The sequence below is a fragment of the Clostridium senegalense JC122 genome, assembly GCF_000285575.1.
Classification (GTDB): Bacteria; Bacillota; Clostridia; order Clostridiales; family Clostridiaceae; genus Clostridium_J; species Clostridium_J senegalense.
Genome location: NZ_HE611052.1, coordinates 408017 through 423648 on the forward strand (window position 1 = coordinate 408017; position 15632 = coordinate 423648).

The 15632-nt window shown below is 26.9% G+C and carries 16 protein-coding genes; 4 read left to right on the forward strand and 12 right to left on the reverse strand.

Features of this window, described 5'->3' with window-relative positions:
• Window positions 1–2401: sigma-54-dependent transcriptional regulator (locus CSGHG_RS20885; protein ID WP_010296432.1), on the reverse strand; the 2401-nt coding region annotated here is incomplete at its 3' end.
• 342 nt (window positions 2402–2743) lie between these two features.
• On the opposite strand from CSGHG_RS20885, the gene CSGHG_RS13750 reads away from it, so the two are divergent.
• The 4 genes from CSGHG_RS13750 to brnQ (CSGHG_RS13765) all read left to right on the forward strand — a co-directional run bounded on the left by CSGHG_RS13750 (window position 2744) and on the right by brnQ (CSGHG_RS13765) (window position 7055).
• A complete protein-coding gene (locus CSGHG_RS13750; protein WP_010296435.1) occupies window positions 2744–3076 on the forward strand; it encodes a hypothetical protein in 333 nt (110 codons plus the stop codon).
• A 37-nt stretch (window positions 3077–3113) separates the two neighbouring features.
• Window positions 3114–3338, forward strand: coding sequence for a hypothetical protein (locus tag CSGHG_RS13755; protein WP_010296436.1), 225 nt, complete (start codon window positions 3114–3116; stop codon window positions 3336–3338).
• Window positions 3339–3955: 617 nt separating this feature from the next.
• The gene (brnQ, locus tag CSGHG_RS13760) at window positions 3956–5275 is read left to right on the forward strand and encodes a branched-chain amino acid transport system II carrier protein (protein WP_010296438.1); all 1320 of its coding nucleotides are present in this window, start codon (window positions 3956–3958) and stop codon (window positions 5273–5275) included.
• 475 nt (window positions 5276–5750) lie between these two features.
• A complete protein-coding gene (gene brnQ / locus CSGHG_RS13765; RefSeq protein ID WP_010296440.1) occupies window positions 5751–7055 on the forward strand; it encodes a branched-chain amino acid transport system II carrier protein in 1305 nt (434 codons plus the stop codon).
• A 108-nt stretch (window positions 7056–7163) separates the two neighbouring features.
• Here brnQ (CSGHG_RS13765) and CSGHG_RS13770 read toward each other — a convergent pair whose 3' ends face one another.
• The 11 genes from CSGHG_RS13770 to CSGHG_RS13820 form a co-directional block, all read right to left on the reverse strand.
• A complete protein-coding gene (locus tag CSGHG_RS13770) occupies window positions 7164–7916 on the reverse strand; it encodes a sirohydrochlorin cobaltochelatase (protein WP_010296442.1) in 753 nt (250 codons plus the stop codon).
• 23 nt (window positions 7917–7939) lie between these two features.
• Window positions 7940–8428 carry an ECF transporter S component gene (locus tag CSGHG_RS13775; RefSeq protein ID WP_010296448.1) on the reverse strand — a complete coding sequence of 163 codons (489 nt, stop codon included), beginning with the start codon at window positions 8426–8428 and terminating at the stop codon, window positions 7940–7942.
• The gene (locus CSGHG_RS13780) at window positions 8418–9200 is read right to left on the reverse strand and encodes a cobalt-precorrin-6A reductase (RefSeq protein WP_010296449.1); all 783 of its coding nucleotides are present in this window, start codon (window positions 9198–9200) and stop codon (window positions 8418–8420) included. Before CSGHG_RS13780 ends, CSGHG_RS13775 begins: the two co-directional genes overlap by 11 nt.
• Before the next feature lie 133 nt (window positions 9201–9333).
• Window positions 9334–10050: a precorrin-3B C(17)-methyltransferase gene (cobJ, locus tag CSGHG_RS13785; RefSeq protein ID WP_010296450.1), complete on the reverse strand. Its 717-nt coding sequence runs from the start codon at window positions 10048–10050 to the stop codon at window positions 9334–9336.
• Window positions 10050–11051 carry a cobalt-precorrin 5A hydrolase gene (gene cbiG / locus CSGHG_RS13790; protein WP_147582228.1) on the reverse strand — a complete coding sequence of 334 codons (1002 nt, stop codon included), beginning with the start codon at window positions 11049–11051 and terminating at the stop codon, window positions 10050–10052. The genes cobJ and cbiG overlap by 1 nt, the downstream gene beginning before the upstream one ends.
• Complete coding sequence (cobM, locus tag CSGHG_RS13795) at window positions 11032–11808, reverse strand: precorrin-4 C(11)-methyltransferase (protein WP_010296452.1); 777 nt, start codon at window positions 11806–11808, stop codon at window positions 11032–11034. The genes cbiG and cobM overlap by 20 nt, the downstream gene beginning before the upstream one ends.
• Before the next feature lie 41 nt (window positions 11809–11849).
• The gene (locus tag CSGHG_RS13800) at window positions 11850–12533 is read right to left on the reverse strand and encodes a cobalt-factor II C(20)-methyltransferase (RefSeq protein ID WP_147582230.1); all 684 of its coding nucleotides are present in this window, start codon (window positions 12531–12533) and stop codon (window positions 11850–11852) included.
• A gap of 97 nt (window positions 12534–12630) precedes the next feature.
• A complete protein-coding gene (cbiT, locus tag CSGHG_RS13805; RefSeq protein ID WP_010296454.1) occupies window positions 12631–13194 on the reverse strand; it encodes a precorrin-6Y C5,15-methyltransferase (decarboxylating) subunit CbiT in 564 nt (187 codons plus the stop codon).
• 33 nt (window positions 13195–13227) lie between these two features.
• Window positions 13228–13830 (reverse strand): precorrin-6y C5,15-methyltransferase (decarboxylating) subunit CbiE, encoded by a 603-nt coding sequence (gene cbiE / locus CSGHG_RS13810; RefSeq protein WP_010296455.1) that lies wholly within the window; start codon window positions 13828–13830, stop codon window positions 13228–13230.
• A gap of 3 nt (window positions 13831–13833) precedes the next feature.
• Window positions 13834–14931 (reverse strand): cobalt-precorrin-5B (C(1))-methyltransferase CbiD, encoded by a 1098-nt coding sequence (gene cbiD / locus CSGHG_RS13815; protein ID WP_010296458.1) that lies wholly within the window; start codon window positions 14929–14931, stop codon window positions 13834–13836.
• A gap of 10 nt (window positions 14932–14941) precedes the next feature.
• Complete coding sequence (locus CSGHG_RS13820; protein ID WP_010296461.1) at window positions 14942–15568, reverse strand: precorrin-8X methylmutase; 627 nt, start codon at window positions 15566–15568, stop codon at window positions 14942–14944.
• Between the last annotated feature and the right edge of the window lie 64 nt (window positions 15569–15632).

Genomic DNA, 15632 nt, shown 5'->3' on the forward strand with positions numbered 1-15632 from the left:
CTATACCTAACTCTACTTCTTTCATGATTTCTATTGATAAATTATATTTTATTTTATCAATAACATTTTTTACAATATTTAAAAGTTGATAACAATCTTTAACTCCTAAATGTTCTTTTAATGTTTCACTAATATTGTTATAAATATTTTCTTCTTTTAAGCGATTCTCTAGCTTTTTAATACCCTCTTTTTGCAATATTTCAATAGCAGATATAAACATTACATCCTTAATATAAATAGGTATTGTTCCTACAATAGCAATTATATTGTAATTTTCTTTATAATAATCTATAGCAGTTAAAAACTCTATTCTATTTATTATATTCATTGAAATTATATCTACATTCTTATCTATATGAATCTTATCTTTAATAATTCTTTTTAGTCTTTCTGCTGCACCATCCCCAGTAAAACATGCTGTTATTATAATGTTTTCTTTATTTAAATTTATTTTAGTATCCATGGTATTATCATAAATTGTTTTATTTACAATGGATTTATAAATGCTATCTAAAGATTCACAAAAGATAGCTTTTCTGCATGCTTCTATAACTGTTGATGTAGTAACATTGTCTATAGATTTTACAATTATGCCTGTTTCCTCATATATCATATCTGCAAAATTTACTAAAGGCCCCATATCAACTAACAATAATGTCCCTTTGTCATTTGCTACTTTTTCCACAATTCCCTTTACAATACTATATATTCTCTCACCTTCCATATTTAATGGCATATCTATAGGTATTATGTGATTTACTCCTATTAATTCATTCACAACATTTGCCATACTTGTAGCAGTACTTTCTCCATGTAATACTAAAACTATATTTACCTTTTCATCTGCAGCTTGCTCTAAATATAAATAATTTTTAACTAAAAATAATGTAATATATCCTATTTCATCTAATGGTAATTGAATTTTAAAATTACATTCTATTTCTTTAGTAATTTCCATAGCAACTAAAAATTCATTATTATAATTAGCCCTTATAAAATCTAATTTAGGATTATATATTTTTTTGCCTTTATTTATTCTTTTTATTGTTTCATTAATATGCAATGCAAAGGCAACATATATATTTTCACCATAATTCCTTTTTAACTTTTTTTCTGCAAAATTTAGGATGTAATCTACTAAATTTAATATTTCTTCACCTACTATTTTTTTTACGCTGCTTTTCTCTGCCTCTTTAGGAACTTGTCCAACATAACTTTTAAAGTGACTTTCTATACCTATATTTATTATTTCATTTATTTCATCTTCATCAAGTCCTTTATTTTTCAATTCAATAAACTTTCTTTCTATTCCGTCATAGAAATCTATATCATCTTCTATTTTTATATAATTTTCAATAGTTTCTTCATCATTTTCTTTATAATAAAAACTAATTACATCCCCTTTAATTTTCAAAACATCATATACTTTTTTTATATAATTATTAGTGTCTAATAATTCTTTTTTTACTTCACTTGAAATATCTTCTTGAGTTATTAATACATATTTTTTTTTATTTAGTTTATAATTTAAAAAACCTTTTGCACATGCTAATTGTATATCGCTTTTTAATTGGCCTATGTTACTTAAACACTGATAACTTAAAAATGCAGCTAAAGCCTTATGAGTTATATAAATATTTTTACTAATCCGTTTTGATTCCTCTTTTATAAATAACTCTATAAGCCTATATCTCTCATTAACACCTCTATTTTTTAATGTTGGTAAAGTAATAGTCATAGGTATTCTTCGCACAAAAGTTTTAAGTAGATTAGAGCTTGGGTCTTCTGTGGTAGCTGCTATAATTTGAACTGATGCTTTAATAACTTTTTCTGTTTCTCCTAAAGGTCTAAAATAACCTTTATCCATAAATGTAAAAAGTAATTCTTGACCTTGTGGTGGTAATCTATGAACTTCATCTAAGAAGATTATTCCTCCATCAGCTTTTTTAAGTAATCCTTCTCTATCATTATTAGCTCCAGTATATGCTCCTTTTTTCACTCCAAAAACGTTACTTATAAGTAACTGAGGATTATCTGCGTAATCAGCACAATTAAATGTTATAAATGGTGACTTATTATTAAATCTCTTGCTTTCAATCCCATAAGTATACATAAGTTCTGCAAAATAAGATTTTCCTACACCAGTTTCTCCTAATATTAAAGTATGCAGTCCATTAGGTGGGTATATAATTGCTGCTTTAGCCTGTTGCAACGATAATTTCAAACTGCCTGTTGCTCCTATTATTTCATCAATAGAAGAATTTTTATTTTCCACATTATAATTATAAGTTTTCTTCAATTCATCTTTAAACTTAAACAAAACAGGTCTTCCATGAATTTTTTCAAGCTTATCTTCTTCTACTAATTCATTCAAGTATCTACTAACATTAGCCCTATTCATTTTTAAACTATTACTTATATCTATTGCCGATACTCCTACATTATTTTTCTTATAATTATTAACTACTTCGTTTAGTACAAGCTCCTTTACCCCAAAATAATTCCCCCTATCTACTTTAATATCAAATATAAAAATACTATTTAATTAATTATTCTATATAGTCTAATTCTAGTTTAACATTTTTAAGTAGTTTTTTCAAATATTTACCATGAAATTAATTATCTAATCTATTTTATAATTAATTTTTTATTTTAAAATACTAGTTATAAAAGTTTTATTAACCAAATATGGTATTTAATAATAAACTAATTATGAGAATAGTTTATTATGGAGGTTAAGGGTATGCTTTGTATTTTGGGTGGTTTACTTTTTATTTTTATAGGAATTGTATTTTGCCTGTATCCTTCAAAAGAAGAGATTTCTAAATTAAATATTTCTAAATTTACTGAAAATAGCCTTCCATATGTAAAAGAAAAAACCTATGGTAAGTTTTTAATATATTTAGGATTACTTCTTATAATTTTGGGAGGTTTTTTATTCTATTTTATAGATAATAAATTTGTCATATATATAGAATTTGTGATTTTCATACTTGGAATAATATCAGCTATTTTATTTTGGGATAAATATTTAAAAATGCTTATAAAAAATTTAAATAACAATAATCAAAAATAATAGTATTTAATTTTAAATACTATGTTAGGAGGTTTTTATGCTTTCCATAGTTCTTTCTATTATCTGTTTTTTTCTTGGCATAACTTTTATTATACAAAGCCCTAAAAAAGAACCTAACTATATAAAGTCTAATAAAAATCATGTTTATGAAGAAATTCAAAGATATTGTGGAAAACATCTAATCTATCTATCCTTATTTTTAGGATTAGTTGGATTGTTTTTTATTTTTACAGAAATCCATACTTTTTTATTTATGAATTAATATTAATTGGTATATCTATACTCTTTTTTATAATTTCTTTAAAAAAGTATATATCTAAATTGTAAAACAAATAGGGATTATACCCTATTTGTTTTTAATTTAATTTCATAATCTTTATATATACCACTTAAATAATCATAGTTTTTTAAGTATAGGATTTAAAAGTTAACAATTTTTTTAACAAATAGCCTTTTAATACCAATAAATTGTTTATTTATTCTATTTATTTTTAAGATTATTTATATTATCATTTTTTAAATTGTGAAATTTTGTTCTTAACTATATTAGAAAACAAATTAAATTTTTCATTCAAGTTCTTATGTTATTCTTAGTTCTACAGCTTTATGTAGAATTATATAAATAATTATTGTATTGTGAATTTTTTATATAAAATTTATTTTTGTTACTTTATGTTAAAATTTTAATCTATCTTACAAATTTGTAGTTATTTTTTTGACTTATGAATATTGTATTAATACAACGTTTTCTTTTTTTTCATCTTCATATTACAGTTGTATGACAATTTTTAATTGTTAAAATTCATGATATAATAAGCAAAAACAAATACGGATAGCCTTGCTATACTGTAATATAAATTTTATGAGGTGAGAGTTAATATGAAAAAAATATCCCCAAAAGATTTCATAGTTATAGGTTTTGCACTGTTTGCAATGTTCTTTGGTGCAGGAAATTTAATATTTCCACCATACATAGGTAAATTAGCAGGAGACCAAACCCCACTTGCAATTATTGGTTTTTTAATTACAGGAGTAGGACTTCCTTTAAGTGGTATTATAGCTTGTGCTAAAATAAATGGATCTTTTACAGATATGTCTAGAAGAGTTGGAAAAATATTTTCTATTATAGCTACAACAGCATTAGTTTTAGCTATAGGCCCAATGCTTGCTATACCAAGAACTGCAGCTACTACTTACGAATTAGCAATACATCCTATTTTCCCATCTGTAAGTCCTGTTATAGGCGTTATAGTTTACTTTGGCATTTGTTTAGCTTTTGTACTAAGACCATCAGGAATAATTGATAATATTGGTAAAATTTTAACTCCAATACTTTTGGTGATGTTAGGAATAATAATAGTAAAAGGTGTACTTGTACCACTAGGACCAGTAGTTGAAACTAACTATCAAGGTGCTTTTTCAAATTCATTACTAGAAGGATATCAAACAATGGATGCTATGGCTTCAGTAATATTTGCTTCTATAGTTTTAACTTCTGTAAAAGCAAAAGGCTATACAGATAAAAAAGATATAATAAACGCTACCATTAAATCTGGTCTTGTAGCAGTTGTTGGTTTAACTTTTGTTTATGGTGGCCTTATGATTTTAGGTAGTCAAGTATCTACAATAATAACTGAGGATATTGGAAGATCAGCTTTAGTTGTTGAAATAGTAGGAAGACATCTAGGTTCTTTAGGTACTGTTGTATTAGGTCTTTCAGTTGGACTAGCATGCCTGACTACTGCAATAGGTCTTATATCTACTGGGGCAGAATACTTCAGTGGTTTAACTAATGGTAAAATATCTTATAATATTTTTGCTATTATAATAAGTACAGTTAGTGCTTTACTTGGAACTGGTGGAGTTGAAAAAATAGTACAATTTGCTGGTCCCGTATTACAAATATTATACCCAATAGTAATAGTCTTAATAATAATTACTTTAGCTGGAAAATTTGTTTCAAATAATAATACTGTAAAAATTACTATTTATACTACACTTCTAATAAGTATATTAGATACAGTAAACGGATTAACAAATGGAAGTATAGCCTTATTGGATAAATTAGTATCAGCTATACCACTTGCTAGCTTAGGATTTGCTTGGGTGATCCCAACATTTATAGCTTTTATAATAGGTATGATACTATTTAAAAATAAATCTTTAAACAATGAATCTGAAACTTTAGAAATTAATTAACACTTTAAAATATAAAGAGATATCCACCATTAACTTATAAAATTTAATGGTGGATATCTCTTTTTTTGTATAAAAAATTTATCATATAGAAACATACTTATTTTAATTTTTACTGTATCTCTTTTCTTTAATATAAAAGGAAATTATGAATTAATATTTCCATTATAAACATTTTTACAATTGATGTAAATTTTTTATTAAATGCCACACTTTATTATTTCGTTTATATATACTATGTTAAAGGCATATTTTAAGTTTATAAAATACCTGTATAGCAAAAAATTGTAAATAATTATAGTGAAACAGGCTCAAATTTTAGAAAAATTTTATTCTAGATTTTTTTATAAAATTTACTCTACTCTTGAGCATATACTTACTCTTTTATGAATCAGGATATTCTAGTTATAGGTTAAAAAGTAATTTTAAATTTCTACAATAACTTATTATATGTAGTATTCTTTAGAGGTGAGTTTTCATGAAAAAAATATTTAAACAAGACTTTATAGTTATTGGCTTTGCTCTTTTCGCAATGTTTTTTGGCGCAGGAAATTTAATATTCCCCCCTTATATTGGAAACTTAGTCGGTAATAAAGTTCCTTTAGCTATTATTGGATTTTTAATTACAGGGGTAGGACTTCCTTTAAGTGGTATTATAGCTTGTGCTAAAATTAATGGTTCCTTTAGTGATATTTCAAGTAGATGTGGTAAAATATTTTCCATAATATCTACTACTGCATTAGTTCTATCTATAGGCCCAATGCTTGCGATTCCAAGAACGGGAGCTACTACTTATGAGTTAGCAATTAAACCTATATTTCCATCTATAAATCCATATGTAGTTCTTATAGTTTATTTTGCTATTTCTCTAGCCTTTGTATTGAAACCTTCTAAAATAGTAGATAATATAGGTAAATTTTTAACACCTTTACTTTTGGTTATTTTAGCTATAATAATTATTAAAGGTTTAATATTTCCAATAGGCCCAATTGTTAATACTAATTTTGAAAATACATTTTCTTATTCTTTACTTGAAGGTTATCAAACAATGGATGGAATGGGTTCAGTAATAATGGCCTCTATTGTTCTAACTGGAGTAAGATTAAAAGGATACACTAAAAAAGAAGATATAATGAAAGTTACAATAAAATCCGCCTTAATTGCAATAATAGGTTTAGGCTTAGTCTATGGCGGTCTTATGATTTTAGGAAGTCAATCCTCTACAATAATTTCTAAAGATTTAGGTCGTTCTGCATTAATTATTGAAATAGTTAATAAAGATTTAGGTTCTTTAGGATCTATATTTCTTGCATTAGCTGTTGCCCTTGCTTGCCTTACTACATCAATTGGACTTACATCTACTGCAGCACAATATTTTAATAAACTATCTAAGGATAAAATTTCCTATAATACATTTTCAATTCTAATAAGTATTACCAGTGTTTTTCTTGGAAGTGGCGGTGTGGAAAAAATAGTTAATTTTGCCGTACCTGTACTTCAAATACTCTATCCAATAGTTATAATACTTATATTAATAACTTTAGCTGGAAAATTTGTTTCAAATAACAAAACTGTTAAAATTACTGTGTATACTTGCTTAATAATGAGCATATTAGACACTGTAAATAAATTAACAAACCATAACATTATTTTTATAAATAACTTTATAAAAATAATCCCCCTTTCTAATGTAGGTTTTTCTTGGATAATTCCATCGCTAATTGCTTTTGTTATAAGTATGTTTTTATTTAAAAAAGATTTATCAAATAAAATTAATATATAATCCATAAAAATAACTCTACACTAAAAATTATTTTTATTCATAAGAAAAGGCTATTTAAATTTTTACACTTTATATTTAAATAGCCTTCTTTTTATTTTATTAAATTTTTTATTTTTTTATATATATATTTTGAAAATTTTTATTTTCCCCTAATCCCTTTAAATAAGTATTTACTTTAAATCCTTCCTTTTCTAATATGGATTTCCATGAGTCTTCATCATCAGATGCCATGTCATTTTTTGCATGATCTCCTGCTACAAGCATTAATGGCATTAATGTAACTTCTTTCAATTCTTTTGCTTTTAAATCATCAAGCACATCTTCTATTAATGGATATCCTTCTACTGTAGCAAATAAAAGTCTATCAAACCCCATTTTTTTTGCTACATATTCAAATTGAAAGTATGCAGAATTTGCTTTATGTGCAGTTCCATGAGCCATTAATAATACTAATTGATTCTCTGGAATTTGAGCTTTTAGTGCTTTTACTGCTTCAAAGTAATCTTCATTATTATATAAAAGTGGTGTTCCCAGTTCTAACTTTTCAAAGCACTTTTTATAATTATTCATACCACTTTTTATTTTATCATACTCTTCGCCATATATTATATGTAATGGTTGTACATAGACTTCTTTAAAATTATCTTCTTTTAATTTGTCTAATGCTTCCTTTACTGTATCTATTTCAATATTATCTCTATCTTTTAATTTTTTTATTATCATATTTGAAGTGAATGCTCGTCTTACTTCAAATTCTTTAAAAGTATCTTTTATTTTATTCTCTGTTTCTTCTATACAACTTTTTAATTGACATTGAAAGCTTGTACCAAAACTTACTACTAAAATTGCCTTTTTATTCATAAAGCTTAACCTCTCTTTTTTATTTATATAAAATATTTTTTAGGTAGTACTTTTTCTAATATTAAAGCTAATAATATGTTTCCTAATGCCGCTACTGCTAAAGGTGGTATCATTCCTAGAATTCCTTTTCCTGCTACAGGAATTAACATCACTGTTGATATTGGTGCATTTAATACAACTCCAACTAGAATAACCACAATATCTCTAAGCTTTAAATTGCCTTTTGAAAACCATTTGTAAGTATAACCAACACCTATCATTGTTATTGCCATATTTATAGCAACAATTAAATGTACTATAATTGTTAGTGGAAATCCACTAGTAGCTGCAGTTATTAAATGTCCTATAAAACCTATCACTGCACCATATATAGGTCCTAATATCATAGATGCTAAAAAAGCTGGCATAGAATCAAAAGCTATTGTTGTTCCTGGCAATTTTATATTAGCCCCTATAAAACTTAAAGCTATAAATAATGCCATTGTAACTAATTTTCTTGTTTTATTGTTCATTATAATTTCCTCTTTCTTTTATTAAGTATTGAACAAGTTCCTCCTCATTGTCAAATACTACATCATACTTTATATTTTTTCGACCAATAACTACTCCAAGTATACCTCTTTCTTTAATAGCCTCTAGTTTTTCCATTGTTCCACCTTTTATACCACTGTCCTTTAAAAGCATAACCTTTATATTAAGTTCATCTATAAAGCTTAAATTTAATTCTTTAGAAAAAGGTCCTTTCATAGCTATTATATCCTCTACTTTAACTTTTAAACCTTCACATTCTTGAAGAACTTTTAAAGTAGGAAGTACTCTATGAATTATTCTATTTTCTAAATGTAAATTTAATATTTTCTCAATATTTCTACTACCTGTTGTATTTAATATTGTACCTTTTATATCCTTTAAAATACTATATAATTCCTCGTAACTTTCAACTTCAATTATATTTTCTACATCTCCATAGCCTTTTATAATTGACTTTCTTTCAAATCGTATATAATTAATTTTCAACTCATCACAAACTTCCATTGCGTTTTTTGTTATCTCTAAAGCATAAGGATGAGATGCATCTACAAGCTTTGTTACATTGTTTTTTAATAATATTTCTTTTAATTCTTCCTTTTTTAATGGTTTATCATTTAAAATCTTAAATTTTCCACTTGAAAGTATAGTTGCACCATAGCTACTTGCAACTGATATAAATAAATCATCAGTGTATTTATTAAGTTTTTCTACTATAACTTTCCCTTCACTAGTACCTAAAATAAGACCTATCATTTACAACACCACTCTTTCTAAATTATTAAATTCATAATTATCATACTTACTACCGATTCTTCTAATAGTAGTATTAAATATATCTTTTAGCAAAGATTCAATGCATAAATTGAAATGTCATTTTAGAATCCTATTAAACGTTATATCCTCTAGGAGTTATAAATTTATCTCCTTTATAGAAACTTTTTGTGTTTCCTATTATTACAATTGACATCATATCAACCTTTTCATCGGTAAAGTTACCTAATGTATATAGATTAACCTCTTGTCCTTCTCTTAGTGCATGTTTTACAACAGCTATTGGAGTATTTTCTCCTCTAAATTCTTTTATTATTTCTATAGCTTCTTTTAAATAATGTGGTCTTCCATTACTTTTAGGATTATAAAGAGATATTATAAAATCTCCTTCTGCTGCAAGTTTTATTCTTTTTTTAATTAAATCATATGGTGTTAGTAAATCACTTAAACTTATATTACAGTTATCGTGCATAAGTGGAGCTCCAATTATAGATGCTGCTGAACTTGATGCTGTAACTCCTGGAATTACCTCAACTTCTTGATTTTCTTGAAGTTGTAGTATAAGTCCTGCCATTCCATATATTCCTGAATCTCCAGTACTTATAACTGCAACAGTTTTATTTTTTGCAAGCTCTAATGCTTTTTTGCATCTGTCCTCTTCTCCACGCATTCCAGTTGAAAAAACTTCTTTATCTTTCAAAAGTGGTTTTATCATTTCTAAGTATTTAGTATACCCTACAACTATATCTACATCTTCAATTACTTGTTTTGCTTTTAAAGTCATATATTCAAGACCACCTGGCCCAATTCCTACTACATATAATTTTCCCATTATTTTTCCTCCAATTTTTCTCCTATAGAAAGTGTCATTCCTTCTAATTTTAATTTTTCTATTAAAACTCTTGCATTACTTAATTCTACAGCAGGTGCAGATACCGCACCTACCCCTATAGTTTTCCTCACAAATTCACTTGTTTCATATTTATTTTCTACTTTTTTTATATCTTCTATTGAGAATATATTTAACTTACAATTTAACCTTTCTTTCAAAGAAAGTATAGCCTTTTCCTTTGCTTTAATTTCTACCGTACTTATTTCTTTTATACTTCTTATATCAATATTAAGCTTTTCTAATTCTTTCAAAACATTCGCTTCCATGTTTTTTACATCATAATCTTTTCTACAACCAATTCCTAAAACTATATCCTTTCTTATAAGTTTTAAAGTTTTTATATTCTCATTTATTCTCATTTTATTCGTTACATATACCATAGCTGAAACTTCGTTTAAATTATTATAATACCCTTTTGGAGCATGTAAAAAATTTTTATCATCATAAAATCCAACTTTTTTTCCTTCAACTAAAAATGCAGCTATATCCTTACACTTTTTCAAACTATCTATTACTAAATTATTTTCCATTGCAAATATATCTGGTGCTATTATATTTAAATTATCTGTTGCTGTTGTTATTACTGCTTCACATTTTAATATATTAGCAACTTTTTCTGTAAGATTATTAGCACCACCTAAATGTCCACTTAAAAGACTTATTGCATATTTACAAGAATTATCAACTACAACTATCGCTGGATCTATATCCTTTGATTTTATAAATGGAGCTATTCCTCTTACTGCAATTCCAGTAGAACTTATAAATATTATATTATTATATTTTCCCATAGCTTCTTTACATGTGCTTTGAAGTCCACTTTTCTTTAATTTTTCTTTTAAACATATATCTACTTTATAATTTGAAATTTCTAGCTTTTCTTTTAATAATGTTGATGTTGCATCTCCATTTTTAGTTGCACTAATTATTAGTGTTTTCATCTTTTGCAACTCTATATTCATGTGAAAAAGTTTTATCATAAAGAAGACTCTTATCATAGTCACAATCTATGAAATCTCCAACTAAAATTTGTGCTGTTTTTGTTATTTTAGCTTCTTTTACCTTCTCCGCTATATCATCTAATGTTCCTGTAACATACTTTTCATCACCCCAAGTTGCCCTTTGAATGACAGCTACTGGTACATTTCTTCCATAACCTCTTCTTAATTTTTCAACAACCTTTTCAATCATTCCTACAGATAAAAATAATGCCATTGATGCTCCAATTCCAGCAAGTCTTTCTAAATCTTCTTTTTCTGGAACAGGTGTTCTTCCTTCCATTCTTGTAAGTATTACAGTTTGTGAAACACTTGGAAGTGTAAACTCTTTTTTTATTGCAGCAGCAGCTGCTGTAAATGAACTTACCCCTGGAACTACTTCATATTTTATATTTAATTTATCAAGTTCATCCATTTGCTCTTTTATCGCTCCATATATTGCAGGATCTCCAGTGTGAAGTCTTACAACTTTTTTACCTTCACTATGTGATTTTTTCACTACATCTATAACCTCTTCTAATGTCATAGAAGCAGAATTATGTATTTCAACAGTTTCTTTACAATATTCAAAGTGATCTTTACTAACTAACGAACCAGCAAATATTATTACATCTGCCTCTTCTATTATCTTTCTACCTTTAACCGTTATTAAATCTGCATCCCCAGGACCTGCTCCTATAAAGTAAAGTTTATTTTCCATTTTCTTACCTCCAAAATTACTATTAATCCTTTTTCCTATTTCTAAAATTCACTATCTCTATGTGCTATTATAAGTGACATATAATCTTTATTATTTAAGATTTCTTCTCTTGTATTTAAAATCTTTTCCCCTTCTCTATATGCTCTTTGAACACAAACATAATCAAAGCCTTTTTCATCCAAATAATTCAATACATTTTCTTCTTGATTATAGAATTTCATTATAACAACATATTTTTCATCTTTTATGCAATCTATTCTGCATCCTGGAACTATTAATAATGGCTCATCACCTATTACAAGTATTTTATCTGCAACTGTTGCACTAGCACAAAATGATGTTATTCCAGGTATTGTTTCTGTTTTATAATTTTGCTCTTTTATGTATTTTAATAAATATATGTAAGTACTATAAACGAAAGCATCTCCTATAGTCAAAAACGCAACATCTTTTCCATCTTTTAAATATTTTTCTATAGTTTTAAATGCATCAAAAACCTTTTTTTCCTTATCTGGTTTTCCCATTGGGAAATGACTTATAACAACTTCTTGATTTTCTTTTATAAAATTTTTACAAGTCTCATATGCTATGCTTACCCCACCATTCATAGCACTTGGAGCTATTATCACATCACATTTTTCTATAGTTCTTATTGCTTTTAATGTTAAAAGTTCCTCTCCGCCTGGTCCAACACCTATTCCATATAAAGTTCCTAATTTACTCATTTCCCATTCTCCTTTAATTACATTTTTTAATGATTTAATTTTATCCAACAAGTACTATCTCAAATCACTTATTTATTTCATATGCTTCATTTGTTTTTTACTGCTTTTCCCCTACAACTATAAATATTGGGTTATTTGCCATAAGCATCATAGATTTCCCCTTAGCTTTGGCTACAGTTATTTGAGATATATCAACTTTATAATTTAAATTTTTCAAAGTCTCTACAGCCTTATATAAATTAGCTACTGTTATAAAATTTAATACTATTTTTTTATTTGGTTTAAGCATATTGCCATAAAGTTCTATAATTTTATCTATATTTCCACCACTTCCACCTATAAAAATACCATCGAAAGTTCCATCTATATAATCTAAAGCTTCTAATGCTTCTTTCTCTATTAATATCATATTTTCAACATTAAATTTCTTAATATTCTCTTTAGTTGTTTCTATAGCATCTTTATTCATTTCCACGGAAATAACTTGTCCCTTATTGCAAATTTTGCTCATTTGTACAGAAACTGAACCAGTACCTGCTCCTATATCTAAAATTCTATAATTTTCTTCAAGTTCCAGTTTACTAACACTTAAAACTCTTACTTCCTCTTTTGTCATCGGACAATTGCCACGAATAAACTCTTCATCTTTTATAAATTTCATTATTATTCACCACCATATATCCCTATAATAATTTTAAATTTTCTCTATATATATAATGGAAATTCCATTAAATTCTACATTTATGAATTCTTTTGGTTCACCTTGAAAAATTTGTTCATCTTCATATGATAAATTTTCCCCTATATATACTTTACTTTTAAAATTATTTTCATATAGTAATTTACATAACTTTTTAGGTGAATTGTTTTTATCTGTAAGAAATATTCCTGATCCTTTTTCTTCTATAGTTGTTAAAAATTCTTCTTCTCTGCCATGTAGGCTTCCTAAATGAACCCCATTCCAACATTTACAAAGTTTGGACATAAAATACTGAAATGAACTTATTCCTGGTATTACTAGTATTTCTCCATTAAAATTTTTCTTTATATAGTTTGTTATTCCATAAAAGCAAGGATCTCCTGATGCAATTATTGATATTTCTTTTTCTTTATTTTTATCAATATATTCTAGTATGGAATTTAAACTATTTAATGGCATTTTTTCTTTTTTTATATGATTAATACTTTCAATAGCTCTACTAAACCCTAATATAACATCACATTTTTCCATAGTTTGGGTTGCTATTGGCAATATATAATCTTTATTTCCTGGTCCAAGACCAACTATATAAACCATACTCTACTCCCTACTTTCTTTTAAGGAACTAAATAATACTCCTCTTTTCATAGAATACATTATTGCATCTACTTTAATCTCACCATATGTATACATTTCCATTCGTTTTATAACTTTATTCCCTATATTTTCATATAAACTTTCAAAACCATCACCTAAAAGTTCAACAGCACCTTCTGTGGTTTTTTCATTATATACATTAGTTACTAATTCTTTATCATATCCCATAAGAGCTAGCTCTAAAGCTAAAGTCTCTAGCCTTACATCACATACTCTACTATGTGTATTAAATGCACCACTAGCAATTTTGCATAATTTACCTATATGACCTACTATTGTTACTTTCTTAATTTTTTTAGCTACAACAGTTTCTAAAGCCTTCCCAACATAGTTAGACATAATAACCATATCCTTAGTACTTAAATTAAACTTTTTAGCAAAATCTTCCCCCATATTACCAAACAATAATATAAGTTCACTGCTTCCACTTTCAACCTTTTGATTTATCTCTAACTTTACTGATTCAATAAGGGCATCTTCCGACATAGGCATTACTATTCCTGTAGTTCCTAGAACAGATATCCCCCCAACTATATTCAATCTTGGATTAAAAGTTTTCTTTGCTATTTCTTCTCCTTTAGGTATAAATATAGTTATCTCAACTCCAACATTTTCTGGAAGTACCGCTTTTACTTCTTTTTCTATCATAGTTCTTGGTACAGGGTTTATTGCAGGTTCTCCTTTTTTTATATAAAGCCCTTCTCCCATTACCTTTCCTACACCTTTTCCGCCTTTTAGTTTATATCCATGTTCTTTTTTAGTTGCTCTTGCAAAAATTTTAATTCCATTGGTAACATCTATATCATCTCCACCGTCTTTGATGACAGAACACTCAACAAAATCATTTCCAAATTTTACATCATGGATGTCTAATGAAAGCTTAATTCCCTTTGGAGTTATTATTTCTATATTATCAATAATTTGTCTTTCTATATCATAAAGCATCTTAGTTGCTGCTTTAGCTGCCGCTGTAGCACAAGATCCGGTAGTATATCCACACCTCAACTTTTTACCATTTGCTTCTACGTATAAATCTAACATAATATTCCTTCTATCTTTCAACCATCATATACATTATTGCATTCATAATTGAAGCGGCTACTGCACTTCCACCTTTTCTTCCTCTAATAGTTATATAAGGTATATCATATTTTTCTAAAAGTTCTTTACTTTCTTTAGCTCCTACAAATCCAACTGGTGCACCTACAACAAACTTTGGTTTTACTTTTCCTGCATCAACAAGTTCTAAAAGTTTAAATATAGCTGTTGGTGCATTTCCAAAGACAAAGAATTCTACCCCTTCTTCTACAGCTTTCTCTACACCTGCCATTGAACGTGTTATTCCTTTTTCTTTTGCCTCTAATTTAACATCTTCTCTAGCTACAAAACATTCTACGTTACAATTCAATTTTTTTAATGCAGGCTTACTTATTCCTGATAATGCCATATTAGTATCTGTATAAATCATCTTTCCTTCTTTTAATATTGATTTAGCTTTGTTTATAGCATCCTCACTAAAATGTATTATATTTTGATAATCAAAATCTGCTGTTGTATGTATAACTCTTTTTACTACTTTTAATTGTTCTTCTGTAAAATTATGTGGAGCCATTTCTTCTCCAATTATCTCAAAACTTTTTTCTTCTATTCCCATAGGACTTTTCACGTAATCTCTCATAATCTATATTCCTCACTTCACCTAATTTTTTAATAAAGTTTATATTTTTAATATGATTTATTTG

Bases quoted from the DNA above. Each gene is read 5' to 3' on its own strand.
- CSGHG_RS13750 (WP_010296435.1), top strand. From the start codon at position 2,744: ATGCTTTGTATTTTGGGTGGTTTACTTTTTATTTTTATAGGAATTGTA.
- CSGHG_RS13755 (WP_010296436.1), top strand. From the start codon at position 3,114: ATGCTTTCCATAGTTCTTTCTATTATCTGTTTTTTTCTTGGCATAACT.
- brnQ (WP_010296438.1), top strand. From the start codon at position 3,956: ATGAAAAAAATATCCCCAAAAGATTTCATAGTTATAGGTTTTGCACTG.
- brnQ (WP_010296440.1), top strand. From the start codon at position 5,751: ATGAAAAAAATATTTAAACAAGACTTTATAGTTATTGGCTTTGCTCTT.
- CSGHG_RS13770 (WP_010296442.1), bottom strand. From the start codon at position 7,916: ATGAATAAAAAGGCAATTTTAGTAGTAAGTTTTGGTACAAGCTTTCAA.
- CSGHG_RS13775 (WP_010296448.1), bottom strand. From the start codon at position 8,428: ATGAACAATAAAACAAGAAAATTAGTTACAATGGCATTATTTATAGCT.
- CSGHG_RS13780 (WP_010296449.1), bottom strand. From the start codon at position 9,200: ATGATAGGTCTTATTTTAGGTACTAGTGAAGGGAAAGTTATAGTAGAA.
- cobJ (WP_010296450.1), bottom strand. From the start codon at position 10,050: ATGGGAAAATTATATGTAGTAGGAATTGGGCCAGGTGGTCTTGAATAT.
- cbiG (WP_147582228.1), bottom strand. From the start codon at position 11,051: ATGAAAACACTAATAATTAGTGCAACTAAAAATGGAGATGCAACATCA.
- cobM (WP_010296452.1), bottom strand. From the start codon at position 11,808: ATGGAAAATAAACTTTACTTTATAGGAGCAGGTCCTGGGGATGCAGAT.
- CSGHG_RS13800 (WP_147582230.1), bottom strand. From the start codon at position 12,533: ATGAGTAAATTAGGAACTTTATATGGAATAGGTGTTGGACCAGGCGGA.
- cbiT (WP_010296454.1), bottom strand. From the start codon at position 13,194: ATGAAATTTATAAAAGATGAAGAGTTTATTCGTGGCAATTGTCCGATG.
- cbiE (WP_010296455.1), bottom strand. From the start codon at position 13,830: ATGGTTTATATAGTTGGTCTTGGACCAGGAAATAAAGATTATATATTG.
- cbiD (WP_010296458.1), bottom strand. From the start codon at position 14,931: ATGTTAGATTTATACGTAGAAGCAAATGGTAAAAAGTTGAGGTGTGGA.
- CSGHG_RS13820 (WP_010296461.1), bottom strand. From the start codon at position 15,568: ATGAGAGATTACGTGAAAAGTCCTATGGGAATAGAAGAAAAAAGTTTT.